Consider the following 24,221-nt stretch of genomic DNA (forward strand, 5'->3'; position numbering starts at 1 on the left):
AACGCGACCGGGTTTTTTTATTATTTATCCTTCGACGATAATCGCCGCGGCGGCGGTTTTAGCCCGCGCCACGGCCTCTTCCACTGAATCGGCGACGGCGAGGGTCACCCCCAGACGACGGGTGCCGTCAATCTCCGGCTTGCCGAACAGACGCAGCTGCAGGCCAGCTCCGACGGCCGACTGCAGCTGGCCGAAGCTGACGTTCTGGCTGGTCAGCTGCGGAAGGATCACCGCGGAAGCGGCTGGGCCATACTGGCGGATGGCGCCGACGGGCAGCCCAAGAAAGGCGCGAACGTGCAGAGCGAATTCCGAGAGATCCTGCGAAATAAGCGTCACCATTCCGGTGTCGTGCGGGCGCGGGGAGACTTCGCTGAAGATCACCTCGTCGCCGCAAACGAACAGCTCCACGCCGAACAGGCCATGCCCCCCCAGCGCCAGCACTACCTTACGGGCGATATCCTGAGCGCGTTCAAGGGCCAGGTCGCTCATCTGCTGCGGCTGCCAGGATTCACGATAATCGCCATCTTCCTGACGATGGCCGACCGGGGCGCAGAAATGCACGCCATCGACGGCGCTGACGGTGAGCAGGGTGATTTCAAAGTCGAAATTCACCACCCCTTCGACGATCACCCGCCCGGCGCCGGCGCGGCCGCCCTGCTGGGCGTAGCGCCAGGCTTCGCTGAGCTGGTCAGCCGAGCGAATAAAGCTCTGGCCTTTACCGGAGGAGCTCATCACCGGTTTGACGATGCACGGCAAGCCGATCTCCGCGACCGCCGCGCGGAAGGCGTCTTCACTGTCGGCGAAACGGTAGCTGGAGGTGGGGAGCTGCAGCTCTTCCGCCGCCAGACGGCGAATGCCTTCGCGGTTCATGGTGAGCTTCGCTGCCCGCGCCGTGGGGACCACTTTCTGCCCGGCCTGCTCCAGTTCGACCAGGGTATCGGTGGCGATAGCTTCGATCTCCGGCACGATGTAATCAGGTTTTTCCTGTTCGATCAGCGCGCGCAGGCTCTCGCCGTGCAGCATATTGATGACGTGGGCGCGGTGGGCGACCTGCATCGCCGGGGCATCGGGGTAGCGGTCGACGGCGATAGTTTCAATGCCCAGACGCTGACATTCAATGGCGACTTCTTTACCCAGCTCGCCGGAGCCTAACAGCATAACTTTGGTGGCTGCCGGGCGCAGCGCGGTGCCTAATACAGTCATAACTCTCTTCCGCAGTAAAAAAAGATGCGGTCGATTATAAACGAAAACGTTTGCGTCTGTCTTTACGCGCGTGAGTTGAGTCCGGAAGGGAAATTTGTTATACTGTATAAAAATACAGTGTCGAGAGGCTGCAGCATGGCGGTTGAAATTAAATATGTGGTGATCCGCGAAGGTGAGGAAAAAATGTCTTTTGCCAGCAAAAAAGAGGCCGACGCTTACGACAAAATGCTCGATCTGGCAGAGGTGCTGAATGACTGGCTGGTAGCATCGCCGCTGGAAATGGACGATGCCCAGCGCGATATCATGGCGATGTGGCTGGCGGAGCGTAAAGAGGCGCTGCAGCATATCCTGCGCGCCGGCAAACTGCCGGAGCAGGATGCGACTGCGCACGATGCTCCCGCGCCGTCAACGGACGCAGAGGCTACCCCGGCGGAAGATGCCGCCGCGCCGGCTGCCAAAACGCGGAAAGCCAAAGCGGCCTGATGGCTGGCGGTTAGCCACTGGCGGGCTGGCGGGCTGGCGGGCTGGCGGGCTGGCGGGCTGGTTGGTCGGTTGGTCGGTTGGTCGGTTGGTGGGTTGGACCCGGTACCGCCGCCGCGCGCACCTTTGCGCATCTTTAGCCATATCTAACATTTCCTGACATCGCGTCGTTTAGGCTGATAACAGTGTTTGTCACCTGAGAGGAAAACCATGGCTAACTGGTTAAATCAACTGCAGTCGCTGCTCGGACAGCAGGGCGCGTCGCCGTCCGGCGAATCGTCAAAAGGGAGCGCCCTGCTGCCCGGCGCCATCGGCGGGCTGGCAGGGCTGTTGGTGGCCAGCAAATCGTCACGCAAGCTGCTGGCGAAATATGGCACCAGCGCGCTGCTGGCTGGCGGTGGGGCAGTAGCGGGTACTGTGTTGTGGAACAAGTATCAGCAGAAAATGCGCGCTCAGAACACACCCGCCCCGACACCAGAGACGGCTGCGGCGCCGGCGGATGTCGATCCGCGCAGCGTGCGGCTGATCACCGCCCTGGTGTTTGCCGCCAAAAGCGATGGGCATATCGACGATCACGAGCGGGCGAAGATTGAAGCCCAGCTTCGGGAGGCCAATATTGACGTTCAGGCCCGGGTCCTGATCGACCAGGCGCTGGCTCAGCCGCTGGATCCGCAGCGTCTCGCCGAGGGCATCGTTGACCCGCAGGAGGCGCTGGAGATCTACTACGTCAGCTGCGCGGTGATCGATATCGACCACTTTATGGAGCGCAGCTATCTCAACGCCCTGGGTGAGGCCCTGGCGTTGCCAAAAGATGTCCGGGCCGACATCGAACAGGATATCCAGTCACAAAAACAGGCGCTAAGCGTTTAAATTATCACGTTTCGCTTGCATCGCCCGCGTCTTTTGCCACCCTTATAGACACGTCATCATTCAGGCGCCACCCTGCGGCCTGAATGCTCTTGTGTCACGAAAAAGCAGCAGAAGAATAACATGCCACCTAAAGCCAAACGGATCCCTCACGCCATGACCTTGCATGGCGATACACGCATCGATAACTATTACTGGCTGCGCGACGATGAACGCGCGCGGCCTGATGTGCTGGAATATCTGCACGCGGAAAACGCCTACGGCAAACAAGTGATGGATTCGCAGCTCAGCCTGCAGGAGCGTCTGCTGAAAGAGATTATCGACCGCATTCCGCAGCGGGAAGTCTCGGCTCCCTACAGCAAAAACGGCTTTCGCTATCGTCAGGTGTACGAGCCGGGCTGCGAATACGCTATCTACCAGCGCCAGTCGGTGCTGAAAGAGGAGTGGGACGAGTGGGAGATCCTGCTTGATGCCAACCAGCGGGCGGCGAAAAGCGAGTTTTACACCCTGGGGGGGCTGGGCATTGCGCCCAACAACCAGCTGATGGCGGTGGCGGAAGATTATCTCTCCCGCCGCCAGTACGGGCTGCGCTTTTGCGACCTCAGCAACGGCGAGTGGTATCCGGAGACCCTGGAAAATGTCACCTCCGGCTTTGCCTGGAGCAACGATTCACGCTTTGTGTGGTATGTGCGTAAACATCCCACCACGCTGCTTCCTTATCAGGTCTGGCGCCACACCGTCGGGACGCCGGCGCAGAGCGACGCGCTGGTCTATGAGGAAAAAGATGAGACCTTCTACGTCAGCGTGCATAAAACCACATCCCAGCAGTTCGTGGTGATCTATCTCTCCAGCGCCACCACCAGCGAAGTGCTGCTGCTCAACGCCGAATTGCCAGACGCCGAGCCGGTCTGCTTCCTGCCGCGGCGTAAAGATCATGAATATAGCCTCGATCACTATCAGCACGCTTTTTATCTGCGATCCAACCGGGAGGGGAAGAATTTTGGCCTCTACCGTACCGTGCTGCGCGATGAAGGGCAGTGGACCACGCTGATCCCGCCGCGTCACGACGTGATGCTCGAAGGATTTACCCTGTTTACCGACTGGCTGGTCGTCGAGGAGCGTCAGCGCGGCCTGACCAGTTTGCGGCAGATTAACCGCAGGACCCGGGAGGTGGTAGGGATCGCCTTTGACGATCCGGCCTATGTCACCTGGCTTGCCTATAACCCGGAGCCTGAAACGTCGCGCCTGCGCTACGGCTACTCCTCGATGACCACGCCCGACACCCTGTTTGAGCTGGATATGGATACCGGCGAACGACGGGTGATCAAGCAGCAGGAGGTTAAGGGGCTGGACACCCGCTGCTATCAGAGCGAGCACCTGTGGGTAACCGCCCGCGATGGCGTCGAAGTCCCGGTCTCGCTGGTCTATCATCGCGACCATTTTCGTAAAGGGAGCAATCCGCTGCTGGTCTATGGCTATGGCTCGTATGGCGACAGTATCGATGCCGATTTCAGCGCCAGCCGGCTGAGCCTGCTCAACCGGGGCTTTGTCTACGCTATCGCCCACGTTCGCGGCGGCGGCGAGCTGGGCCAGCAGTGGTATGAGGATGGAAAATTCCTGTGTAAGAAAAATACCTTCAACGACTATCTGGACGTCTGCGACGCGCTGCTGGCCCAGGGGTACGGCGACCCGCGGCTCTGCTATGGCATGGGCGGCAGCGCCGGCGGGATGCTGATGGGGGTGGCCGTTAACGAGCGTCCAGAGCTGTTCCACGGCGTAATAGCTCAGGTGCCGTTCGTCGACGTGGTGACCACCATGCTGGATGAGACCATTCCGCTGACGACCGGCGAATTTGAAGAGTGGGGGAACCCGCAGGATGAAACCTATTACCACTACATGAAAAGCTACAGCCCCTACGACGGCGTGAAGGCGCAGGCGTATCCGCATATGCTGGTGACCACCGGGCTGCACGATTCCCAGGTGCAATACTGGGAGCCGGCGAAGTGGGTGGCGAAACTGCGTGAACTGAAAACCGACGATAACCTGCTGCTGCTCTGCACCGATATGGACTCCGGCCATGGCGGAAAATCCGGGCGCTTTAAAAGCTATGAGGGAGTGGCGCTGGAGTACGCCTTTTTCATCGCCCTGGCGCAGGGGACACTGCCGGGGAAAGCGGCAGTGTAGGGGCTATTCCCCGAGGTAATGCTTGAGCGTGAGGCGCAGCTCGGGGCTCATGCGGTCGAGATTGTTGAATAACCAGCGCAGATAGCCTGGATCGTTTTCAGCAATCTCGGCGACGGCTTTACCGCGGTATTTGCCGAAGGTGAAGGTGGTGAGCAGCGCCGGCCGACCGGTGATATCGGCCATTTCGTCAGGCGTCCAGCCGGAAACGTTGATGATATCCAGCAGCAGCGCAGCGGTGATATAGCAGTCATACAGCGCCCGGTGGTGATGCAGCCCCGGCGGCGTGGCCACGTTCAGCTTACGTGATTTATAGAGCCCCATATTGCTGTATTTGATCCCCGGCCACAGCCGGCGGGCCAGCTTCATGGTACAGATCCACTCGCCATGCATCTCCGGTAACACCCGACGATCGAAGCTGGCGTTATGCGCGACATACCACGGGCTGCCATGATAGTGCGGAATAATCTCCTCAATCCATGGCTTATCGGCGACCATCTCTTCGGTAATCCGGTGGATAGCCATCGCCTGCGGGCTGATGGGGCGGTCAGGACGCACCAGATGACTCATGGGATTGGTGATCTGCCCGTCGACAATGTCGACCGAGGCGACTTCAACGATGCCCCCCTGCAGTCCGCAGGTTTCGGTATCAATGACGCGCAGCATGGCTCGCTCCAGAGCAAAACAATAAGCGTAAAGCAATTGGCTGGGCTTGCCAACCGACGGCGAGGGGGGAAGTAGGCATTATTTCTGTTTCGGCTCCCAGGGCAGGCGGGACAGCGAGACGGAGGCCAGCCGATGGGCGATCAGTCGTTCGCGGAACCAGTCGCGCAGATGGGCGGGCTGTTCACGCTCGACCAAATCAGCGACCACCGGCATATTATACCGCTCTTTGAAGGCGACGCCGGCGGCGGCGAGATCGACGTTGACTTTATCCATCTCATCTTGCGAAATTTTGGCCAGATTTCTTTCCATCATACACTCCACTCTGCTTGTAAACCCGGTCAGGGCCTGACGCCCGGCTCGACTCTGCCATTATACAGGGTTATTCTCTGTGCTACAGACATAACAAAAGGGAATGACGAATATGCGACTTCTTGCTGGACGCGCGATGCGCCTCTCCGTTGCGTTTGCCGGGCTATTAACCGCGACGGGCGCGCTCGCCCACGCTCACCTGCAGCAGCAGATCCCTGCCGCCGGCGCGCAGTTGGCGGCTTCTCCGCAGACGCTGACGCTCAGTTTCTCCGAAGGCATTGAACCCGCGTTCAGCGGGGTGTCCGTCACCGGTCCGCAGCAGCATGCGGTGGCCACCGGCAAACTGACCCGCAGCGCCGACAATCCCACCCAGGTCACCGTGCCTGTGGCGGAAACCCTGCGGCCGGGAGAATACACTGTGGCATGGCATGTAGTTTCAGTGGATGGCCATAAAACCAAAGGGCAATACACCTTTAGCGTGAAGTAAGCGATGCTGACCGGGCTCTATATTACCCTGCGTTTTGGGCATTTTATCGCCCTGATGCTGGCTTTTGGCTGCGTGCTGTATGGCGCCTGGTGGGCGCCGGTGCCGCTGCGACGCGTACTGATGCTGCGCTTCTATCCGCTGTTGCGCCCGCTGCTGCTGATCGGCGCGCTCTCTACCCTGGCGCTGTATCTGCTGCAGGGGGGGATGATGGGCGAGGGCTGGGCGGATGTCTGGCAACCCGCCGTCTGGCAGGCGGTGGCGGGTACCCGCTTCGGCGGGGTGTGGATCTGGCAGATCCTGCTGGCGTGGATCGCCCTCGCCGTGGTGTGGATCCGTCCCCGCCACGGCGCTCGCCAGCTGGTGGCCCTGCTGGTGGCCCAGCTGCTGCTTTCCGCTGGGGTAGGGCATGCCGCCATGCATGATGGTTTACTCGGCGCCCTGCAGCGGACTAATCATGCTGTCCACCTCTTCTGCGTCGCCAGCTGGTTCGGCGGCCTGTTGCCCTTTATCTATTGCCTGCGCCTGGCGCAGGGGCGCTGGCGGCAGGCCGCGGTCTATACCATGGCGCGCTTTTCACGCTACGGGCATCTGGCCGTCGCCGGCACCCTTGCCAGCGGGGCGATCAATGCGCTGTTGATCCAGGGAGGATTGATTGGCGCATCGCCCTGGGGACGTCTGCTGTTGATCAAATGTGCGCTGGTGGCCGGGATGGTGGTAATTGCGTTAGTGAACAGGTATGTTCTGGTACCGCGCATGTCGGCAAGCGGTTCGCGGGCGGAAAGCCTGATCCTGCGAACCACGCAGGCCGAGATAGGGCTGGGCGCGCTGGCGCTGCTGGCCGTCAGCCTGTTTGCCACCTGGGAACCTTATTGAATTAACTGGCAAAATCATGAAAAAAATTGTTCTGACCATGTTGTTACTGGCAAGCTCCGGCGCTGCTCTGGCGGCGCCGCAAATTATCACCGTGAGCCGCTTTGAGGTAGGAAAGGAGAGCTGGGCGTTCAACCGTGAAGAGGTGATGTTGACCTGTCGTCCGGGCAATGCCCTCTACGCTATCAACCCGAGCACCCTGGTCCAGTATCCGCTCAATGAGGTGGCTGAGCAGCAGGTCAAAGCCGGCAAAACCACTGCCCAGCCGATCTCGGTGATCCAGATCGACGATCCGCAGCACCCTGGGCAAAAAATGAGCCTCGCGCCGTTTATCGAGCGCGCGCAGAAGCTCTGCTAGATTTTCGCGCTATCTCGCTGTAATGACATAAAAAAAACCGCCCTTGCTGGACAACGGCAGTGGCGGTTTTTTCGCTAACAGCGCCCTCTTTTCCAGGAATTATTCGGCCACATTGGCCGCAGACTGGAAAAGCTGACGCGTTAAACTATTCTTATAGTGCAAGGCGACTTAGCCTGCATTAATGCCAACTTTTAGCGCACGGCTCTCTCCCAAGAGCCATTTCCCTGGACCGAATACAGGAATCGTATTCGGTCTCTTTTTATCTTAATCTGTCTGCTTTCGCGATGACCAGCGACATCCTGTCAGTCAATCACCAGGCTGGCCTCTGGATGTCCCGTTATAGCACACCGTTTTTAGCATACACAATTCATTTACACACAAATTGTATCCTGCGGAAGAACGATATGGGGAAGGCGGAACCGTAAGCGAGGGGAGAGGAAAAGAAAAAACCTGCACCTAAACAGGCCCGGCGTGCAGGTTAACTGGCGGGCCAACATCGGAAGTCTGCTAGTATACCTATTTGTATGATAAATAGAATAAACAAAACCTTATTGATTTGGCAATTCATGCGATTAGTCGTCCGCGCCCCACTACGTGGCGGGAAATAATATTCAGAGGTGTAGTTTCGGGCAAACAGTATTATTCCGGAACGCTGAAGGTGGGAAATATCTGACTCTCCAGATAGCAGAGTAAAAGCCAAATTTCATCGCTGAAAATAAACCATATGCTGCCCAGCAGCACGACCGCCAGAATAATCAGCAGAAAAATTTCGGTTTTACTCATCATGCTAACGACTATCCAATGGCCTGCGGGACCATGATAGTAGCGAAATAAGAACATAATAAGCAAACGCCGCGTAACGGGGCGTCGCTGGTCGCGAAATTTACATGCCCGGCAGCGGCTGCGTCAATATTGCCACCTGCTCCGCCAGCTGATCCAGCAGCTGGAATCGACGCCGGTATTCGGCCCGTTTTTTACTGGCGATGCTCTCCAGCGGTTTTCTTTCCAGACGCAGCGGTAGCTGCCAGCGCCAGAGGCTTTCCGGCTTGCCGTCGATGGATTGCCAGAACTCGTCATAGCTGGCGTGGAAATGGCGCCCCTTGCTCAGGCGATAGCGCAGGGCGCGGAACACATGGCCGTTATCGCTGACGCCGTAAATCGCCGCGATATGGCTGCGAGCGGCCAGCAGCCAGATAAACTCCAGCAGCAGGCGCTTCGGGAACAGACCGTAGCAGGCGCGGGTCGCCTGCTTGATCACCTCATGAGAAACGTGGCGTCGCGGTCCCTGTAAACCGCCGATGACCAGCTGCCAGGCGTCGCCCTCCCGGGTCACGCTGAAGGTCGCGCTGGCCAGCAGGGTATGGTCGCTGTCGCGCAGCCATAGGGTGGTTTCACCCTCACGCTCGGCTTTCCCGGCCGAAGAGGCCGAGAGGGTAAACTGGCGTTCATCCTTTCCATTGAGCGTCAGCAACGGGACCTCGCACACCGCGGTCATGGCATGCGCCAGCCGCGACCCGCGCAGGGTATCGACATAGCGATAATGGCTTATGACCGCCATCGCCCGCTGCCAGGCGTTGAGATCGCGCGTCAAATATTGACGGTGCACTTTCCCCGGCAGCGTCGCCTGCGCCGTCAGCAGCTGGTTAAAATCGTCACGAGCGCTCAGCGCCTCCAGCATCGCTTTGGTAGGGCTATAAAATAACGCCGTGCGCAGCAGAAACTTAAAGCGGTAATTTTTCTGCCGCCAGATAGGTGCGGGTGTTAATCTGCCCATCACCAGATCGGCAATGAGATGCGAGCGCGGCGTAAGCACGCTGGATGAATGCAGGCTGTTGTCTGTCACGATAAACACCTCGTTGTTATTTCCTGCTATTTTAAAGCGAGGCACTGATAAGCTTAATGCTCTGGCCGACTATATTTGCCGTTTGTTTAAAATCGATTGAGGTGTAAATAAAAAACAGCGGCTGTAAGCTGGAATTACCTATAATTACGGCATAGAGGTAATTATATGTATCAGCGTATTAATGGCAGCGACTGGCGTAATATCTGGCTGATGGGCGATCTGCATGGCTGCTTTGCGCTGCTGATGGAGCGCCTGCGCCGGCTACGCTTTGATCCCTGGGCCGATCTGCTGATCTCGGTTGGCGATCTGATCGATCGCGGGCCGCAAAGCGCTAACTGTCTCGGCCTGTTGCGCAGCCGCTGGTTCAGGGCCGTGCGCGGGAATCATGAGCAGATGGCGCTGGAGGCGCTGGAGAGCGGAGATATGACGCTCTGGCAGATGAACGGCGGCGACTGGTACGCCCGGAGCAACGTGCGGCAGCGAGCTGACGTCGATCGGCTGCTGGCGCGCTGTCAGCGGCTGCCGTTGATTATTGAAGTGGAGTGCGCAAAGTCGCGGCATGTGATCGCCCATGCCGATTACCCGGCGCCGGTCTATCGCTGGCAGCAGCCGGTGGATCCCCAGCGGGTCCTGTGGAGCCGCCATCGTCTGAGTGAACATCTGGCGGGGCGTCATGGCGCTATCGCCGGGGCTGACCATTTCTGGTTTGGCCATACCCCGCTTCGCGCGCGTTGTGACTACGACAATCAACACTATATTGACACCGGCGCCGTGTTCGGCGGCACGCTGACCCTGGTGGCGCTGCAGTCGGCAGGCTAAAAGTCACTGTATTCGCTGGCGGGTTGCCAGAAGCCGTCAATAAAATCTTCTATCGGGTAGCAGCCGCCGTGGCGGATCCGCTGATCTTCCATCGCCACCAGGCACTGCGTTTCCTCGCGGTAGACGTCAACCACAATGTCCTCGCAGCCGCCATCCAGATAGCAAATAAACAACACTAAGGCAAACATCCTGGCCTCATGTCCGGGGGCACATACTCTTTAGTGTAGGGGATGACGGCGGGACGGGGAAATAAATAACCCGTCTCAGGCGACGGGTTCATTGGTGTCAGGCAAGGCGCATGACCCAGGCATCGGACTGGCGGTCGTAATGTTTACGGTAGAGGACGGAATGTTCACCATTGAGAATCGCGGGAACGCTGGTATCGGCATCCCAGGCGTCAAGCTGCATACATAAATCTGGATCGGATTTGCAGGGAATGCTTAACGTTCGCTCACCCTGATGTTCACCATGCAGTTCGGCATCGTCTATCTCAAACACGCCGATGCGGACATTGGTTTTACTCATCGCTTCACCCCATTTTTCAGCTGAGTTGTGGTACGACCAGTTGCGGCCGTCATTTTTCAGCGTAGTCAATGGGGGGAAAACCGCCAGTCAAAAAGTGCGTATTTTTTGCGCGGCGTCACACCTTGCCGGCAAAAAGTTTCCCATCGCGTACCAGCTCGCGCGGATAACTGTTCTTCAGACGGGAGCCGACGCGCTTGGCGAGGCCCAGCGGCACGCCCTGGAAGGTCACAATGGCTTCGTCCAGCGCTGGCGGGGTTTGCGGATAGACGTCGCGTCCGCGATACCACGCTTCCGCCTCCTCCAGCGTCAGCTCGAAGGCGCGCTGCGGCGCGGCAAAGGCAATAACCGCCTCATGCTGCCAGCGATAACCCTTATTGTGCAGCTCCGCCAGGCGCACGCCAATGCGCGAAAACCGCACCCGACCAAACAGAGGCTCCATAGACTGCGGAAACAGCCATAGCTCTTTATCTCGTTGCCACAGCGTGTGGCTCGCGTCCCATTCCAGGCCGACAGCGCGGGCGGCGGCGGTCGCCGCTGCGGCTTCCCGGCCCTTCAGCGGCACAAACGGGAACTTGCCGACCTTATAGCCCGGCGCCGGGAGCGGATCGATCGCCGCAGTCTTGCGCAGGCGAGCGACAAAGAAGCCTTCACAATCGTAGATCTGCGGGAAGACATGCAGAAATCCCTCCGCGGTTAGGGCATCGGCCGCGCCGGGAAACAGCGCTCCCAGCGGCTGGATCTCTACCGCCTGCGGGTAACGGGACAGCAGCCAGTGAATGACTGACTGATTTTCTTCCCGGTTCAGGGTGCAGGTCGAATAGACCAGCGTCCCGCCAGGGCGCAGGGCATGGAAAGCGCTGTCGATAAGTTCGCGCTGGGTGGCGGCGATGTCGAGGTTGCTCTCCGGCGACCAGTTTTTCAGCGCGTCCGCATCTTTGCGCACCACCCCTTCGCCGGAGCAGGGGGCATCAAGCAGAATGGCGTCGAAGGCTTCGGGCAATGCCGCGCCGAACACCCGGCCGTCGAAATGGGTCAGGCCGACGTTGCTGATGCCGCAGCGGCTGATGTTGGCATGCAGCACTTTCACCCGGCTGGCGGAGAACTCATTCGCCAGGATGCCGCCCGCATTGCCCATCCGGGCGGCGATCTGGGTGGTTTTCGACCCCGGGGCGGCGGCAACGTCCATGACCCGTTCAGGCTGCGGGTTGTCGGCGAACAGGGCGGCGACCGGCAGCATTGAGCTTGCCTCCTGAATATAGAACAGCCCGCTGAGGTGTTCGGCGGTGCTCCCCAGCGGCAGCGCATCGTCGTCCCGCTCGATCCAGAATCCCTCCTCACACCAGGGGACCGGCGTCAGCTGCCAGCCATAGGGCGCGACCAGAGAGAGGAAATCATCGACGCTAATTTTCAGCGTATTGACGCGAATACTTCGGCGTAGCGGGCGCTGACAGGCGGCGATAAAGTCGTCGAAAGAGAGGTGCGCCGGCATTGCCGCGCGCATTTGAGCGAGAAACGCTTCAGGGAAATAGACAGTATTTTCGGCCACGGGCAGCGCACCACAGAAAAAAAGGGTGCGCAGTTTAGCACAAACGCCCCGGTGCAGGACACCGGGGCGTGCGGTTTGTCGTCTGCCCGCCGCCGGCGTTTGCCGGGGCGGGAGAAGGGGAGGTGAGGATTACTGCGGCAGGGCGGTGCCCCACTCCCGCCACTCTTTCGGCTCGCTCTCCAGCAGCAGGAAGTGCTTGCCGTCCTGGGCCTTCGGCGCCAGCGGCGTACCCGGCGGCGTGGCAAAGGCGATCCCGCCGCGGATAAACTGATTGAAGGTCCCGGTTTTCACCACGCCGCCAACCAGGCCGAAGTCGAGGCTGTAACCTGAGGCCAGCCAGAACACCGAGTTATTGCGCACCAGGTACTGGTAGCGCTTGCTGATGCGCATCTTAACCATGACCCGGTCAGACATCGATCCCAGCGACAGACCGGTCACCGTCCCGACTTCCAGACCGCGGAACAGCACCGGCGTACCGATGCCAAGCGATCCGGCCTCCGGCGCTTCCACCACGATATTCAGACCGTCGATATAGCGCGAGTCGCTGATCGTCGTATCCTGGATCTCAAAGTCGCGACGCGCCGGGCCGCGTCCAGGCTCAACGTTAATATAGGACTGGAACAGGGTGTCGAGATGCTCCACGCCTGCCGCGGAGATCTGCGGGGTGATCACCGAGAAGCGAGTCCCGGCGCGGGCAAACGTGCCGACGTATTCCGGGTAAAGCACGGCTTTCGCCTGCACCTCGTTTTTGGCGGTGATCAGCTCCAGGGACTGGATCTGACCGATATCAATGCCGAGATAGCGAATCGGCATCCCGGCCGCCATCTTCCCGGCATCGAACGCGTGCAGGGTGATCTGGCCGCCCACGGCGCGCGCCGCCGTTTCAGAAGCGTAAAGGATGCGTTTATTATTCAGCCGCGCGTTGGCGCTGCTGCCGTTGAGGTTATCGAAACTGATCGCTCCTTTAATGGCGCGGGCCAGCGGCGAGGCCTGAACGGTGAGCCCGTTGCCGTCAAGTTTGACCTTCGCACCCCCTTCCGCCCAGAAGACGCTGTTGTTGGTCAGCAGGTAGCGGTACTCCGGCTTGATATGCAGATCGATATCGAAAGCGTCTTTGCGCGGTTTGACGGCGATGATCTCGCCGACGGCGAATTTACGATACAGCACCACCGAGCCAGCCTGAACGTCAGGCAGCGTCTCAGCGGAGAGGCTCAGGGTGGTGGTCGGCACTTCGCTCAGGCTGTTTTCCTGCGCCTTTTCGAGGTTGGCATACAGCGGATAGCTGCTCTGCATTTCGCCTTTTTCACCCGGGATCACCCGGATCCCGCCGTTCACCCATTCGCTGGCGCTGGCGCCCAGCACCTGCACGCCATCGAGCCCCACTTTGACGTCCAGACGACTGTTCACCACAAACTTGCTGTCGCCGCGAATCAGATCGCGGTATTCCGGGGCAATCGCCACCTGGAAGGTCACCCCTTTGGCCGTCAGCTTGCGCTCCAGCACCTGGCCAACTTTCACCCCGTGCAGCACCAGCGGCTGGCCGCCGTCGATCCCGTAGCTCTCCGGCGCCGAAAGGGTGACGGTGGCGACATTGGGCTCCTCCAGCAGCGCTTTATCCGCTGGCATGACGGAGAAGTGATTACGCGGTTCGCCTTCGCCGGGCACCAGCTCAAAGGTTTTGCCGGTGAGCAGGGCGCTGACGCTGGGGTTATCAAGGGAGATCTTCGGCTTCTTCATCTGAATCAGCGTTTTCTCCCGCAGCAGGGTCACCACGCTCGGGTCGACGGTCATCTCGCCCGTGACTTTGCCGCCAGGGTTAAGATTCAGTTTGCTTAACTGGCCCACTTCCAGCCCCTGATACATCAGCGGCGTCGAGCCCGCTTTCAGGCCGTCGCCGTCCGGCAGGTCGAGGGTCACCACCACCCCGCGCTGACTGTGCGCCAGGTCTTCGTACAGATGATAGTCATCGTTTTGCGACGCGACCTGCGAATCGGCAGGGGAGTCAAAGGCGATGGCGCCGTTCACCAGCGCAGAAAGGTTCTCCAGCTGCACTTTGGCCCCGCTCAGGCCGACGTCGGCTTTGATCCCGGAGACGTTCCAGAAACGGCTGCCTTTTTTCACCAGGTTGGTAAACCGGCGCTCGATCAGCACATCAATGGTGACCCCCTGGTTATTGTCATTCAGCGTGAAGTCATACACGCGCCCGACCGGGATCTTACGGAAGTAGACCAGCGAGCCGCTGCTCAGAGAGCCAAGGTCGGGCGCCTGCAGGTGGATCATCAGCTCGCCGTTGTTGATGCGGTATTTGGGCTGGGTGTCGAGGGCGACGAAGTGATCTTCGGGTTCGCCCTTGCCCGGCATCATGCCGATGTAGTTCCCACCCACCAGGGCATCCAGTCCTGACACGCCGGCCAGAGAGGCTTTCGGCGTCACCAGCCAGAACTGCGTATCTTTGCGCAGCGCCTCTTTCATATCGCGTTTGATGCTGGCGGAAACTTCAATTTTACTCAGGTCTTTACTGAGACTGATGTCCTGGACGGTACCGACTTCCACCCCCTGATAGCGGATAGGCGTCCGCCCCGGCACGATGCCGTTAGCAGACTGGAAATCGATAGTGATCGTCGATCCACGGTCGTCAAAACTGGTCCAGATGAGCCAGGCGGCAATCAGCAGCGCGATGACCGGCAGCAGCCAGAATGGCGAGATACGACGTTTGGTTTTTATTCTGGCTTCAGTCTGCGAAGCGGGCGTTTCCTGACTCATGTGCGTCCCAAAGTAAGCGGCTGTCCAGCCATTCAACTGCAAGAATAGTTAAAATTACCGCGCCACCGAAGTAAACCGCGGCCGGCCCCATCGTAAAGGCGAGGAGCTGATCGCGATTGATTAGCGACATGGTGAGTGAGATAACAAACAGATCCAGCATCGACCAGCGGCCAATCCAGGTTATCAGCCGCAGCAGCAGGATGCGGGTGCGCAGCCCCTGCTCGCATTTGAATTGTATGCTGAGCAGCAGGGTAAATAACACTATAACTTTGGTGAATGGCACCAAAATACTGGCGATAAACACCACGCCGGCGATGGCGATATTGCTGCTGGCGAGGGAGATGATCCCGGAGAGGATGGTGTCTTCCTGGCGCGCGCCGTTAACGTAAATGATGGAGATCGGCAGCAGGTTGGCCGGTAAGAGCAAAATCAGCGAGGCAATCAGCGCCGCCCAGCTGCGCTGCAGGCTCTGCGGTCGGCGATGGTGCAGCGGCGTGTGGCAGCGCCGGCAGCGGCCGCGGGCGTCGCGGTAGCCGGTGTAGTGGCAGCCGGTGCACACCTGCAGATTGTTATCGGCGCGGGTCGCCGGCCGTTCGGGATAGAATCGCTCCCACAGCTCTTCGACGTTCATATGGATAAGCGTCAGGATGCTCAGCAGCGTCAGGGAGATAAATGCCACGAGGCCGATGCCGGGCTGCAGAAAGGCGTAATCCTGCACCTTGATGGAGGCGACGCCGATGCCCACCAGATAGATATCCAGCATGACCCACTCCTTGAGCTTACCGAGCATTAGCAACACCGGACGCAGGTTCATCCCCAGCACGTTGCCCAGCCACAGATAGCTAATCGAAACCACCAGCAGCACCGGGGCGACCACCGCGCAAAAGAGCACCATCGCGGCGGTAAGCGGATCGCCCTGCGCGGTCATCTGCCAAATGCCATGCAGGACGTTGGCGTCAATGCGTACCCCCAGCAGGTGAAGGCGCAGCAGGGGTTCGGACCAGGCAAAGGGCATTAACAGCAGCATCGCCAGGGCCATGCTGCCCAGACGGGTCAACGACCAGTCGCGGCCATCGCGCACCTTTGCGTTACAGCGCGGACACCAGGCGCTTTGGTTGCGTTTAAGCACCGGTAAGCGAAAGAGCATGTCACACTGCGTACAGCGCTGATAATGCGCATAGGGAAGCGGTGTGCTCACGGCATGCACGACCATCTTATTCGCAGGCTTAAGGGTGGATGTTTTTATCGGCATTTAATACGTACAGGAATGAATGTATCCCACTATCTTAACCTATGAATGAATTCATCTTGAGCCCAAGCGCATTTAATGCTTATTTTAGTAGGCTGTACGTATCAGGCAGTAAGACAACCAAGTGAAGATATAATGAGCAAAACAGAATTTTACGCGGATTTGAACCGCGATTTCCAGGCATTAATGGCAGGTGAAACCAGTTTCCTGGCGATGATCGCCAATACCAGCGCGCTGCTGTTTGAACGACTGGGCGAGGTCAACTGGGCCGGTTTCTATCTTCTGGAAGGCGATACCCTGGTGCTGGGGCCGTTCCAGGGCAAACTGGCCTGCGTGCGGATCCCGGTCGGGCGCGGCGTATGCGGCGCGGCGGTGGCGCAAGCCCAGGTGCAGCGCGTCGAGGACGTCCACGCGTTTGACGGCCACATCGCCTGCGATGCCGCCAGTAATTCGGAAATTGTCTTCCCCCTGCGCGTGAACGACCAGATTATCGGCGTGCTGGATATCGACAGTCCGGCTTACGGCCGCTTCACTGCTGAAGATGAGCAGGGGTTGCGCACGCTGGTCGAGCATCTGGAAAAACTCATCGCGGCCACTGATTATCAAAAAATCTTTACCCGTGTCGTGGGATAATCAACGGATAACGTAGCATTTAGCGAGGACGTCATTATAATGTCGCCTGTTCATGCCTGCGGCTTGTTGGCTACGTCCGTTGTAATCAGGAAATTTCATGGAAAATCAACCTAAGTTGAATAGCAGTAAAGAAGTTATCGCCTTTCTGGCCGAACGTTTCCCTCAGTGCTTCAGCGCTGAAGGCGAAGCGCGCCCCCTGAAAATCGGAATTTTTCAGGATCTCGTTGAGCGAGTGGGTGGTGAGATGAATCTCAGCAAAACCCAGCTTCGCGCTGCATTACGTCTCTATACCTCGAGCTGGCGCTATCTCTACGGCGTAAAAGCCGGCGCTATCCGCGTTGACCTGGACGGCAACCCGTGCGGCGAACTGGAAGAGCAGCACATTGCCCATGCGCGTCAGCAGCTGGAAGAAGCGAAAGCTCGCGTTCAGGCGCAGCGCGCTGCCCAGCAGGCGAAAAAACGCGAAGCCGCTGCCGCTGCAGGCCAGCCGGATGAAGGCGTTCGCCGCGAGCGTAAACCGCGTCCTCAGCAGCCGCGTCGTAAAGAGGGTGCTGAACAGCGTAAACCGCGTCCTGTTGCAGCCAAAGCTCCGCGTGAAGAGCGTCTTACTCCGGTATCGGATGTTTCCGTTCTGACCGTCGGCCAGGCGCTGAAGGTAAAAGCAGGCAATAACGCAATGGACGCCACCGTTGTGGAAATCACCAAAGATGGCGTTCGTGTACAGCTGACTTCTGGTATGTCAATGATTGTACGCGCAGAACACCTGGTGTTCTGAAACGGAGGCCGGGCCAGGCATGAACACATTTTTTAAAATCACCGCGCTTGCGGGCCTGCTGGCAATAGCAGGCCATGCGTTCGCTGTTGATGAAATAACCCGTGCAGATCAAATCCCCGTGCTGAAAGAAGAGCCGCAGCACGCGACGGTGAGCGAGCGCGTGACATCGCGCTTTACCCGCTCTCACTACCGTCAGTTCGATCTCGACAACGCCTTCTCGGCAAAGATTTTTGACCGTTATCTGAACCTGCTGGATTACAGCCATAATGTGCTGCTGGCCAGCGATGTGGCGAAGTTCGCGGCGAAAAAAGACCAAATCGGCGACGAACTGCGCACCGGGAAACTGGACGTCTTCTATGACCTCTACAACCTGGCGCAGCAGCGCCGCTTCGAGCGCTATCAGTATGCGCTGAAGGTGCTGGAACGTCCGATGGACTTTACCGGCAACGATAATTTCAACCTTGACCGCTCCAAAGCGCCGTGGCCGAAAGACGAGGCCGAGCTGAACAAGCTGTGGGACGCCAAGGTGAAATTTGACCAGTTAAGCCTGAAGCTGGCGGGGAAAGACGATAAAGAGATCCGCGACACCTTAACCCGTCGCTATAAGTTCGCTATCCGTCGTCTGGCGCAAACCAACAGCGAAGATGTCTTCTCGCTGGCGATGACCGCCTTCGCCCGCGAAATCGACCCGCACACCAACTATCTGTCGCCGCGCAATACCGAGCAGTTCAACACCGAGATGAGTCTCTCACTCGAAGGGATCGGCGCTGTGCTGCAGATGGATGATGACTACACGGTCATTAATTCGCTGGTGGCGGGTGGTCCGGCTGCGAAGAGCAAAGCGATCAGCGTCGGCGACCGCATTGTCGGCGTCGGCCAGACCGGGAAGTCGATGGTCGATGTGATTGGCTGGCGTCTGGATGACGTCGTGGCGCTGATTAAAGGGCCGAAGGGCAGCAAGGTTCGCCTTGAGATCCTGCCGGCCGGCAAAGGGGCCAAGACGCGTATCGTCACCCTGACCCGCGAACGTATCCGTCTGGAAGACCGCGCGGTGAAAATGTCGGTGAAAACCGTCGGTAAAGAAAAAGTCGGCGTGCTGGATATCCCGGGCTTTTACGTCGGCCTGACCGATGACGTGAAAGTGCAGTTGCAGAAGCTGGAAAAACAGAACGTCAGCAGCGTGGTTATCGATCTGCGCAGCAACGGCGGCGGGGCGCTGACCGAAGCGGTATCGCTCTCGGGGCTGTTTATTCCGTCCGGCCCGGTGGTGCAGGTGCGGGATAACAATGGCAAGGTGCGCGAAGACAGCGATAACGATGGCGTAGTCTATTACAAAGGGCCGCTGGTGGTGCTGGTTGACCGCTTTAGCGCCTCAGCGTCTGAGATCTTTGCCGCCGCAATGCAGGATTATGGCCGCGCGCTGATCGTTGGCGAGCCGACCTTCGGTAAAGGTACCGTACAGCAGTATCGCTCGTTGAATCGTATCTACGATCAGATGCTGCGTCCGGACTGGCCGGCGTTAGGTTCCGTTCAGTACACCATCCAGAAGTTCTACCGCATTAACGGCGGCAGTACTCAGCGCAAAGGCGTAACGCCGGATATCATGATGCCAACCGGAAATGAAGATCGCGAAACCGGCGAGCAGTATGAAGACAACGCGCTGCCGTGGGATAGCATCAACGCGGCCACCTACGTGAAGTCCGGGGACCTCGCCCCGTTTGGACCGGAACTGCTCAAGCGCCACGACGAGCGTATTGCCCAGGATCCTGAGTTCCAGTACATCATGAAGGATATTGCCCGTTATAACGCGATGAAGGACAAACGTAACATCGTCTCTCTGAACTACGCGCAGCGTGAAAAAGAGAACGAAGAGGATGATGCGATTCGTCTGGCGCGGATTAACGATCGCCTGAAACGCGAAGGCAAACCGCCGCTGAAAAAACTGGACGATCTGCCGAAGGATTACCAGGAGCCGGATCCATATCTTGATGAAACGGTCCATATCGCGGTAGACCTGGCGCATCTCGAAAAAGCGCGCCCGGCGGTGGAACCGCCGGCCAGCCAATAAGTCGCAACGGGCACCCTGAGAGGTGCCCGTTTTTTTTTGCGCCTGGTCATCGCCATTCAGCTCATCTAACAAAATGTCAACCTGCTCTGCCGCTGTCAGCAAGATGCTACAAAATGTAAAGTTGTGTTTTTATCGTGACTTAGCGGGGGCTGATGGTTGAAAATTGCAGCCTGACCCATACGATGTGGGTAATCGCATAGTGCGTTTTGTTAAATTGAGGTAAAAAGAAAATTATGATGCGAATCGCGCTTTTCCTGCTGACGAACCTGGCAGTGATGGTCGTGTTCGGGCTGGTGTTAAGCCTCACGGGGATCCAATCCAGCAGCATGACCGGTCTGTTGATTATGGCCCTGCTGTTCGGCTTCGGTGGTTCTATCGTTTCGCTGATGATGTCGAAATGGATGGCGCTGAAGTCTGTGGGTGGGGAAGTGATCGAGCAGCCGCGCAACGAAACGGAACGCTGGCTGATGAACACCGTTGCGCAGCAGGCGCAGCAGGCGGGCATTGCCATGCCGCAGGTGGCTATCTATCACGCCCCTGACATTAACGCCTTCGCTACCGGCGCGCGTCGCGACGCCTCGCTGGTCGCCGTCAGTACCGGGCTGTTGCAAAACATGAGCCGTGATGAAGCGGAAGCGGTCATCGCCCATGAAATCAGCCACATCGCCAATGGCGATATGGTCACCATGACGCTGATCCAGGGGGTGGTAAACACCTTCGTTATCTTTATCTCCCGCGTTATCGCGCAGATTGCGGCCGGCTTCCTCGGCGGCAACCGGGAAGATGAAGGCGAGAGCAGCAATGGCAACCCGCTGATCTACTTCGCTGTCGCCACGGTGCTGGAGCTGGTGTTCGGTATTCTGGCCAGCATTATCACCATGTGGTTCTCTCGTCATCGCGAGTTCCATGCTGATGCCGGCTCGGCGCGCCTGGTGGGCCGCGAGAAGATGATTGCCGCCCTGCAGCGTCTGAAAACCAGCTATGAGCCGCAGGAAGCCAGCAGCATGATGGCGTTCTGCATTAATGGTAAAGCGAAATCCATGAGCGAGCTGTTTATGACCCACCCGCCGCTGGACAAGCGTATTGAAGCCCTGCGTAGCGGTGAATATCTGAAATAGTCCGTCATCTGACGCTGAAAATAAAAATCCGCAGCCCGAAGGCTGCGGATTTTTTTTTGTCCTTCATCGTCAGGCTGCGCGCGGCTGGGTGACGCGCAGACCGCTAATCAGCGCAGCGACGGTCGCCAGGATGCCGGCCAGCAGCAGGGCGGTGTGGGTGCCGCTGTTGCCGAGCAGGTTGAACAGCAGGGCCACCAGCGCGGCGCCGGTGCTCTGGCCGAGCAGGCGAGCGGTGCCCAGCATGCCGCTGGCGCCGCCGCTGCGATGGCTCGGGGCCGAGGCGACAATGGTGTGGTTGTTGGGCGACTGGAACAGCCCGAAGCCGGCGCCGCACAGCGCCATACGCCAGATAATATCCAGATCGGTGGGCGACGCCGGAAGCAGCGCCAGACCGAACAGGCCGCAGGCCATAACCAGCAGCCCAATGGCCCCCAGCAGCCCCGCATGGCATTTCTCGATTAAATAGCCGGCCAGCGGCGCCATCACCATCGTCGCCAGCGGCCACGGCGTCAGCAGCAGGCCGGTTTCCACTTCGCTGCGCCCCATCATCGTCTGCAGGAAGAAAGGCAGAGAGACCATCGCCAGCATCTGTGCGCAGAAGGAGCAGATGGAGGTGCAGATTGAGAGGGAGAAGAGCGGGATGCGCAGCAGATCGACCGGCAGCAGCGGGACGGGCATCGTGAGCTGACGGCGAACGAAGAAAAAGCCTACCACCAGCATAGCGGCGACCTCCGCCAGCACCAGCTGCGTGGACTGGCCCTGGGCGAAACCGCTCAGGGCGGTGATCAACAGCCCGAAGGTCAGCGCGTTCATGATGGCGCTCGGCAAATCGAAGCGGACGATTTTGCTGCGCGCGCTGTTGGGCGGCAGAAAGCGCATGGCCAGGACAAAGGCGACGATGCCGAGAGGCACGTTAATTAAAAACAGCCATTGCCATGAGGCGAGGGAGAGGATGGCGGCGGCGATCGTCGGGCCTGCCGCCGAAGAGACGGCGACGACAAAGGAGTTGATACCCATGCCGCGACCGAGAAAGCGCTGCGGATAAATCAGGCGGATCAACGCCGTGTTTACGCTCATCAGCGCGGCGCCGCCTAGTCCCTGGGCGACGCGGGCGAAGGTCAGCATTTCGAGGCTGCGCGACAGGGCGCAGGCCAGCGAGGTAAAGATAAACACCACCAGGCCTATCTTATAGATACGGCGATAACCGACCATGTCGCCGAGGAAAGAGAGCGGCAGCAGGGCGATAACAATGGCGATTTGGTAGGCGTTAACGATCCAGATTGAAGCCGCCGGCGAGGCGTTAAGATCGCTGGCGATGGTTGGCAGCGCGACGTTGGCGATAGCCCCGTCGAGCACGGCCATGGTCAGCCCAAGCACAATGGTCAGAATGGCGCCATAGCGTTGCGGCAGCGGCACGCCATCGGATGAATTTTTATCCATGGTGAATATAAGTCTTGAATGAAACGGTTTTTTGAATGATGAGTTTAGCATTGATTATTCCGCAGTATGTCGCAGATTTGTAACGAAGTGGCAGAAGAATGATTGCGGCGCAGAGGCGGCGAATTTATAATAAAAACCGGTTCTAAATTTTATAAAACAGTTACGACGAGGTGATAAATGGCAGGTGCAGATTTGGATAAACAGCCAGATTCTGTCTCTTCGGTATTGAAGGTTTTCGGCATCCTGCAGGCGCTGGGTGAAGAGCGTGAAATTGGCATTACCGAACTGTCCCAGCGCGTCATGATGTCGAAAAGCACCGTTTATCGCTTTTTACAGACCATGAAATCACTGGGCTATGTGGCGCAGGAGGGAGAGTCTGAGAAATACTCCCTCACGCTCAAACTGTTCGAGCTGGGCGCGCGCGCGCTGCAGAACGTCGATCTGGTGCGCAGCGCCGATATTCAGATGCGGGAACTCTCCCGCCTGACGAAAGAGACTATCCATCTCGGCGCGCTGGATGAAGACAGTATTGTTTACATTCACAAGATTGATTCAATGTATAACCTGCGGATGTACTCGCGTATCGGCCGTCGCAACCCGCTGTACAGCACCGCGATTGGCAAGGTTCTGCTGGCGTGGCGCGATCGGAGCGAAGTGGAGCAGATCCTTGACGGCGTGGAGTATAAACGCAGCACCGAGCGGACCATCACCAGTACCGCTGAGTTGCTGAAGGTGCTGGATGGCGTTCGCGAGCAGGGGTATGGCGAAGATAACGAAGAGCAGGAAGAGGGGCTACGCTGCATCGGGGTGCCGGTATTCGACCGTTTCGGCGTGGTCATTGCCGGGCTGAGTATCTCTTTCCCGACCTTACGTTTCTCTGAAGAACGTTTGCATGAATATGTGGCGATGCTGCACCAGGCGGCGCGCAAGATTTCTGAGCAGATGGGATATAACGACTACCCCTTCTGACACGGCGCTGAAGCATTCGGCGACCGCGGCGCTATCGTCGCGGTCGCCGGTTCGATCTTAGCCGTTATCGACGACGGTTGCGCTTTTACGCAGCAGCGGGCAGCTGCTGACGCCGATCACGCCGCTATTGGAATGCACATAAAGTGCGGTACTGACCCCACGGGCGGTGAGATATTGACACTTCAGGCCCAGACCGCCGACGTTTTCTTCACTGTGGAATAATACCCCGTAGCCGCTTAATAATACGCCAATCCATAAGATAGCCACTACGACAATAGTACGAATGATTAATCGCATTGATGCCTCATTATTTGTAAGATCCTTGCCGTGATTTTGACACGAACACGTTTTGAAACAAGTCGATGATTCCTAAACTTGCCTTTCGTATTACAGTTAGCCGCGGTTTAAGAAGGCCGTGTTATCCTGGCGACATAAAGTACTGATGCGGAGAGTGGAGTGAAAAAATTACGGTGGGTTTTACTGATAGTCATCATAGCAGGCTGCCTGTTGCTGTGGACTCAGATGCTTAACGTAATGTGCGACCAGGATGTTCAGTTTTTCAGCGGCATTTGCACTATCAACAAATTTATCCCGTGGTAAGACATTTTTCTGACGACTGATTTCCTTCTGCGCCGCGGGTGGTAGAATGAACGCCTTCTCTTTGAGGTGGTGAAATGAGTGAGTTACTAAATCCTGGGATCTTAAATCTGGCATCGCTGGCCGTGTCTGTGGCGCTGCTGCTTGTCGGTCTGTTGTTATGGTTCTTCGTCAACCGCGCCAGCTCGCGGGCGAATGAGCAGATAGAACTGCTGCAGGCGCTATTGGATCAGCAAAAGCGGCAGAATGCGCTGCTACGTCGCCTGTGCGAAGCCAGTGCGCCGGAAAAAGAGGACGTGGCTGAGCCGACCGTCGCCGGTAAGGCGAAAGGGGAGGACGAGTTTATCCGCCTGGTGGCAGAGCGCTAAGTACCTCGACAGGTGTGCATCATAAGATGCGCACCTGCATGATAGCGGGCGGTAATATCTTATTCTTATTCCATTATTCCATTATTC

General features: G+C 58.3%; 25 protein-coding genes and 1 pseudogene. 14 read left to right on the forward strand and 12 right to left on the reverse strand.

Annotation, left to right across the window (positions count from 1 at the left end; translation table 11 throughout):
• Positions 1-24: 24 nt before the first annotated feature.
• A complete protein-coding gene (gene purT / locus LGM20_RS09180; protein ID WP_044523978.1) occupies positions 25-1,203 on the reverse strand; it encodes a formate-dependent phosphoribosylglycinamide formyltransferase in 1,179 nt (392 codons plus the stop codon).
• A gap of 135 nt (positions 1,204-1,338) precedes the next feature.
• Between purT and LGM20_RS09185 the strand changes: the two genes are divergently transcribed.
• The 3 genes from LGM20_RS09185 to ptrB all read left to right on the forward strand — a co-directional run bounded on the left by LGM20_RS09185 (position 1,339) and on the right by ptrB (position 4,734).
• Entirely contained in the window at positions 1,339-1,686 is a 348-nt protein-coding gene (locus tag LGM20_RS09185) for a YebG family protein (RefSeq protein ID WP_044523976.1), read from the forward strand.
• A gap of 207 nt (positions 1,687-1,893) precedes the next feature.
• Entirely contained in the window at positions 1,894-2,553 is a 660-nt protein-coding gene (locus LGM20_RS09190; RefSeq protein ID WP_032453375.1) for a tellurite resistance TerB family protein, read from the forward strand.
• A gap of 120 nt (positions 2,554-2,673) precedes the next feature.
• Positions 2,674-4,734, forward strand: a complete 2,061-nt coding sequence (gene ptrB, locus LGM20_RS09195) for an oligopeptidase B (protein ID WP_044523975.1) — start codon at positions 2,674-2,676, stop codon at positions 4,732-4,734.
• A 3-nt stretch (positions 4,735-4,737) separates the two neighbouring features.
• Here the strand turns inward: ptrB and exoX are convergent, their stop codons facing one another.
• Both exoX and LGM20_RS09205 read right to left on the reverse strand, forming a co-directional pair.
• Entirely contained in the window at positions 4,738-5,397 is a 660-nt protein-coding gene (gene exoX / locus LGM20_RS09200) for an exodeoxyribonuclease X (protein ID WP_023290237.1), read from the reverse strand.
• Between the two features lie 78 nt (positions 5,398-5,475).
• Positions 5,476-5,706, reverse strand: a complete 231-nt coding sequence (locus LGM20_RS09205) for a DNA polymerase III subunit theta (protein WP_002911406.1) — start codon at positions 5,704-5,706, stop codon at positions 5,476-5,478.
• A 112-nt stretch (positions 5,707-5,818) separates the two neighbouring features.
• Here LGM20_RS09205 and yobA point away from each other — a divergent pair, with 112 nt between their 5' ends.
• From yobA to LGM20_RS09220, 3 genes are read left to right on the forward strand one after another with little or no spacing between them, the layout of a single operon-like run.
• Positions 5,819-6,193: a CopC domain-containing protein YobA gene (gene yobA / locus LGM20_RS09210; RefSeq protein ID WP_032453372.1), complete on the forward strand. Its 375-nt coding sequence runs from the start codon at positions 5,819-5,821 to the stop codon at positions 6,191-6,193.
• Positions 6,194-6,196: 3 nt separating this feature from the next.
• Entirely contained in the window at positions 6,197-7,066 is an 870-nt protein-coding gene (copD, locus tag LGM20_RS09215) for a copper homeostasis membrane protein CopD (RefSeq protein WP_044523974.1), read from the forward strand.
• 16 nt (positions 7,067-7,082) lie between these two features.
• Positions 7,083-7,421, forward strand: a complete 339-nt coding sequence (locus tag LGM20_RS09220) for a YebY family protein (protein ID WP_002911404.1) — start codon at positions 7,083-7,085, stop codon at positions 7,419-7,421.
• A 639-nt stretch (positions 7,422-8,060) separates the two neighbouring features.
• Here the strand turns inward: LGM20_RS09220 and LGM20_RS09225 are convergent.
• Entirely contained in the window at positions 8,061-8,204 is a 144-nt protein-coding gene (locus LGM20_RS09225) for an Ecr family regulatory small membrane protein (RefSeq protein ID WP_032425946.1), read from the reverse strand.
• A gap of 100 nt (positions 8,205-8,304) precedes the next feature.
• Positions 8,305-9,273, reverse strand: coding sequence for a VirK/YbjX family protein (locus tag LGM20_RS09230; RefSeq protein ID WP_072413392.1), 969 nt, complete (start codon positions 9,271-9,273; stop codon positions 8,305-8,307).
• Positions 9,274-9,429: 156 nt separating this feature from the next.
• Between LGM20_RS09230 and pphA the strand changes: the two genes are divergently transcribed.
• Positions 9,430-10,083: a protein-serine/threonine phosphatase gene (gene pphA, locus LGM20_RS09235; protein ID WP_044523971.1), complete on the forward strand. Its 654-nt coding sequence runs from the start codon at positions 9,430-9,432 to the stop codon at positions 10,081-10,083.
• Here pphA and LGM20_RS09240 read toward each other — a convergent pair.
• The 5 genes from LGM20_RS09240 to yebS all read right to left on the reverse strand — a co-directional run bounded on the left by LGM20_RS09240 (position 10,080) and on the right by yebS (position 16,169).
• Entirely contained in the window at positions 10,080-10,271 is a 192-nt protein-coding gene (locus LGM20_RS09240; RefSeq protein ID WP_002911395.1) for a YdfD/YebW family protein, read from the reverse strand. The two genes, pphA and LGM20_RS09240, sit on opposite strands and share 4 nt — an antisense overlap.
• Positions 10,272-10,368: 97 nt before the next feature.
• Positions 10,369-10,608: a YebV family protein gene (locus LGM20_RS09245; protein WP_044523970.1), complete on the reverse strand. Its 240-nt coding sequence runs from the start codon at positions 10,606-10,608 to the stop codon at positions 10,369-10,371.
• A 115-nt stretch (positions 10,609-10,723) separates the two neighbouring features.
• Complete coding sequence (gene rsmF, locus LGM20_RS09250; protein WP_044523969.1) at positions 10,724-12,154, reverse strand: 16S rRNA (cytosine(1407)-C(5))-methyltransferase RsmF; 1,431 nt, start codon at positions 12,152-12,154, stop codon at positions 10,724-10,726.
• A gap of 129 nt (positions 12,155-12,283) precedes the next feature.
• The gene (locus LGM20_RS09255; RefSeq protein ID WP_044523968.1) at positions 12,284-14,917 is read right to left on the reverse strand and encodes a PqiB family protein; all 2,634 of its coding nucleotides are present in this window, start codon (positions 14,915-14,917) and stop codon (positions 12,284-12,286) included.
• Positions 14,886-16,169, reverse strand: coding sequence for a membrane integrity lipid transport subunit YebS (yebS, locus tag LGM20_RS09260; RefSeq protein ID WP_032428915.1), 1,284 nt, complete (start codon positions 16,167-16,169; stop codon positions 14,886-14,888). Before yebS ends, LGM20_RS09255 begins: the two co-directional genes overlap by 32 nt.
• Before the next feature lie 132 nt (positions 16,170-16,301).
• Here yebS and LGM20_RS09265 point away from each other — a divergent pair.
• The 4 genes and pseudogenes from LGM20_RS09265 (at position 16,302) to htpX (ending at position 20,760) form a co-directional block, all read left to right on the forward strand.
• Positions 16,302-16,815, forward strand: a pseudogene (locus LGM20_RS09265) (GAF domain-containing protein).
• A gap of 81 nt (positions 16,816-16,896) precedes the next feature.
• The gene (proQ, locus tag LGM20_RS09270) at positions 16,897-17,574 is read left to right on the forward strand and encodes an RNA chaperone ProQ (RefSeq protein ID WP_023290227.1); all 678 of its coding nucleotides are present in this window, start codon (positions 16,897-16,899) and stop codon (positions 17,572-17,574) included.
• 19 nt (positions 17,575-17,593) lie between these two features.
• Positions 17,594-19,642, forward strand: a complete 2,049-nt coding sequence (gene prc, locus LGM20_RS09275; RefSeq protein ID WP_032453364.1) for a carboxy terminal-processing peptidase — start codon at positions 17,594-17,596, stop codon at positions 19,640-19,642.
• A 233-nt stretch (positions 19,643-19,875) separates the two neighbouring features.
• Positions 19,876-20,760, forward strand: a complete 885-nt coding sequence (gene htpX, locus LGM20_RS09280; RefSeq protein ID WP_023290225.1) for a protease HtpX — start codon at positions 19,876-19,878, stop codon at positions 20,758-20,760.
• A 69-nt stretch (positions 20,761-20,829) separates the two neighbouring features.
• Here the strand turns inward: htpX and LGM20_RS09285 are convergent, their stop codons facing one another.
• Positions 20,830-22,200 (reverse strand): MFS transporter, encoded by a 1,371-nt coding sequence (locus LGM20_RS09285; protein ID WP_044523967.1) that lies wholly within the window; start codon positions 22,198-22,200, stop codon positions 20,830-20,832.
• A gap of 177 nt (positions 22,201-22,377) precedes the next feature.
• Between LGM20_RS09285 and kdgR the strand changes: the two genes are divergently transcribed.
• Positions 22,378-23,169, forward strand: coding sequence for a DNA-binding transcriptional regulator KdgR (kdgR, locus tag LGM20_RS09290; protein ID WP_004203369.1), 792 nt, complete (start codon positions 22,378-22,380; stop codon positions 23,167-23,169).
• 57 nt (positions 23,170-23,226) lie between these two features.
• Here the strand turns inward: kdgR and LGM20_RS09295 are convergent, their stop codons facing one another.
• Positions 23,227-23,466 (reverse strand): YobH family protein, encoded by a 240-nt coding sequence (locus tag LGM20_RS09295; protein ID WP_023290223.1) that lies wholly within the window; start codon positions 23,464-23,466, stop codon positions 23,227-23,229.
• A gap of 159 nt (positions 23,467-23,625) precedes the next feature.
• On the opposite strand from LGM20_RS09295, the gene mgrB reads away from it, so the two are divergent.
• Both mgrB and LGM20_RS09305 read left to right on the forward strand, forming a co-directional pair.
• Positions 23,626-23,769, forward strand: coding sequence for a PhoP/PhoQ regulatory lipoprotein MgrB (gene mgrB / locus LGM20_RS09300; RefSeq protein WP_002911375.1), 144 nt, complete (start codon positions 23,626-23,628; stop codon positions 23,767-23,769).
• A 74-nt stretch (positions 23,770-23,843) separates the two neighbouring features.
• Complete coding sequence (locus LGM20_RS09305; RefSeq protein ID WP_023290222.1) at positions 23,844-24,134, forward strand: YebO family protein; 291 nt, start codon at positions 23,844-23,846, stop codon at positions 24,132-24,134.
• Positions 24,135-24,221: the final 87 nt, after the last annotated feature.

The sequence above is a fragment of the Klebsiella quasipneumoniae subsp. quasipneumoniae genome, from assembly GCF_020525925.1.
Classification (GTDB): domain Bacteria; phylum Pseudomonadota; class Gammaproteobacteria; order Enterobacterales; family Enterobacteriaceae; genus Klebsiella; species Klebsiella quasipneumoniae.

Excerpts from the sequence above, each read along its gene's own strand:
- purT (WP_044523978.1), bottom strand. The coding sequence starts at position 1,203 with ATGACTGTATTAGGCACCGCGCTGCGCCCGGCAGCCACCAAAGTTATG.
- LGM20_RS09185 (WP_044523976.1), top strand. The coding sequence starts at position 1,339 with ATGGCGGTTGAAATTAAATATGTGGTGATCCGCGAAGGTGAGGAAAAA.
- LGM20_RS09190 (WP_032453375.1), top strand. The coding sequence starts at position 1,894 with ATGGCTAACTGGTTAAATCAACTGCAGTCGCTGCTCGGACAGCAGGGC.
- ptrB (WP_044523975.1), top strand. The coding sequence starts at position 2,674 with ATGCCACCTAAAGCCAAACGGATCCCTCACGCCATGACCTTGCATGGC.
- exoX (WP_023290237.1), bottom strand. The coding sequence starts at position 5,397 with ATGCTGCGCGTCATTGATACCGAAACCTGCGGACTGCAGGGGGGCATC.
- LGM20_RS09205 (WP_002911406.1), bottom strand. The coding sequence starts at position 5,706 with ATGGAAAGAAATCTGGCCAAAATTTCGCAAGATGAGATGGATAAAGTC.
- yobA (WP_032453372.1), top strand. The coding sequence starts at position 5,819 with ATGCGACTTCTTGCTGGACGCGCGATGCGCCTCTCCGTTGCGTTTGCC.
- copD (WP_044523974.1), top strand. The coding sequence starts at position 6,197 with ATGCTGACCGGGCTCTATATTACCCTGCGTTTTGGGCATTTTATCGCC.
- LGM20_RS09220 (WP_002911404.1), top strand. The coding sequence starts at position 7,083 with ATGAAAAAAATTGTTCTGACCATGTTGTTACTGGCAAGCTCCGGCGCT.
- LGM20_RS09225 (WP_032425946.1), bottom strand. The coding sequence starts at position 8,204 with ATGAGTAAAACCGAAATTTTTCTGCTGATTATTCTGGCGGTCGTGCTG.
- pphA (WP_044523971.1), top strand. The coding sequence starts at position 9,430 with ATGTATCAGCGTATTAATGGCAGCGACTGGCGTAATATCTGGCTGATG.
- LGM20_RS09240 (WP_002911395.1), bottom strand. The coding sequence starts at position 10,271 with ATGTTTGCCTTAGTGTTGTTTATTTGCTATCTGGATGGCGGCTGCGAG.
- LGM20_RS09245 (WP_044523970.1), bottom strand. The coding sequence starts at position 10,608 with ATGAGTAAAACCAATGTCCGCATCGGCGTGTTTGAGATAGACGATGCC.
- LGM20_RS09255 (WP_044523968.1), bottom strand. The coding sequence starts at position 14,917 with ATGAGTCAGGAAACGCCCGCTTCGCAGACTGAAGCCAGAATAAAAACC.
- yebS (WP_032428915.1), bottom strand. The coding sequence starts at position 16,169 with ATGCCGATAAAAACATCCACCCTTAAGCCTGCGAATAAGATGGTCGTG.
- proQ (WP_023290227.1), top strand. The coding sequence starts at position 16,897 with ATGGAAAATCAACCTAAGTTGAATAGCAGTAAAGAAGTTATCGCCTTT.
- prc (WP_032453364.1), top strand. The coding sequence starts at position 17,594 with ATGAACACATTTTTTAAAATCACCGCGCTTGCGGGCCTGCTGGCAATA.
- htpX (WP_023290225.1), top strand. The coding sequence starts at position 19,876 with ATGATGCGAATCGCGCTTTTCCTGCTGACGAACCTGGCAGTGATGGTC.
- LGM20_RS09285 (WP_044523967.1), bottom strand. The coding sequence starts at position 22,200 with ATGGATAAAAATTCATCCGATGGCGTGCCGCTGCCGCAACGCTATGGC.
- kdgR (WP_004203369.1), top strand. The coding sequence starts at position 22,378 with ATGGCAGGTGCAGATTTGGATAAACAGCCAGATTCTGTCTCTTCGGTA.
- LGM20_RS09295 (WP_023290223.1), bottom strand. The coding sequence starts at position 23,466 with ATGCGATTAATCATTCGTACTATTGTCGTAGTGGCTATCTTATGGATT.
- LGM20_RS09305 (WP_023290222.1), top strand. The coding sequence starts at position 23,844 with ATGAGTGAGTTACTAAATCCTGGGATCTTAAATCTGGCATCGCTGGCC.